Source organism: Streptomyces sp. DH12 (assembly GCF_020873895.1).
GTDB lineage: Bacteria > Actinomycetota > Actinomycetes > Streptomycetales > Streptomycetaceae > Streptomyces.
In genome coordinates this window covers 1-497 of the sequence record NZ_JAHWGT010000744.1, presented here as the reverse complement: position 1 = coordinate 497, position 497 = coordinate 1, and the positions used below count along the sequence as shown (strand labels likewise).

General features: G+C 74.2%; 1 protein-coding gene. It reads left to right on the top strand.

Annotated elements, in window-relative coordinates:
• Positions 1–27: 27 nt before the first annotated feature.
• Positions 28–497: aminoglycoside phosphotransferase family protein (locus LPA54_RS36835; protein ID WP_228984843.1), on the top strand; the 470-nt coding region annotated here is incomplete at its 3' end.

Below are 497 nucleotides of genomic sequence, written 5' to 3'. Positions count from 1 at the left end.
CCCCCGTACCCCACTACCGTGCGAGGCGTGATCGACATCCCCGCGAAACTCACCGAGGCCCAGATCAAGTTCAACAAGGAGGCCGGCCGGGCCTTCATCGCCGCCCTCCCGGACCTCGCCGCCGGCTTCCTGGACCGCTGGGAGCTGCGCCTCGCCGGGGCGCCCATGCACGGCGTCAGCGCCCTGGTCCTCCCGGTCGACCGCGCCGACGGCACCCCGGCGGTGCTCAAACTCCAGCTCCGCGACCACGAGAGCGAGGGCGAGCCGGTCGCCCTGCGCCTGTGGAACGGCGACGGGGCGGTCCGCCTGCTCGACCACGACGAGCCGACCGGCACCATGCTGCTGGAGCGCCTGGACTCCTCCCGGATGCTCGCCCACCAGCCGGACGTCCACGAGGGCGTCCTGGTGATCGCGCGCCTCCTGGCCCACCTCCACGCCACCCCGGCTCCCCCGGGGATGCGCCGCCTCGGCGGCATCGCCGCGTCCATGCTGGAGCG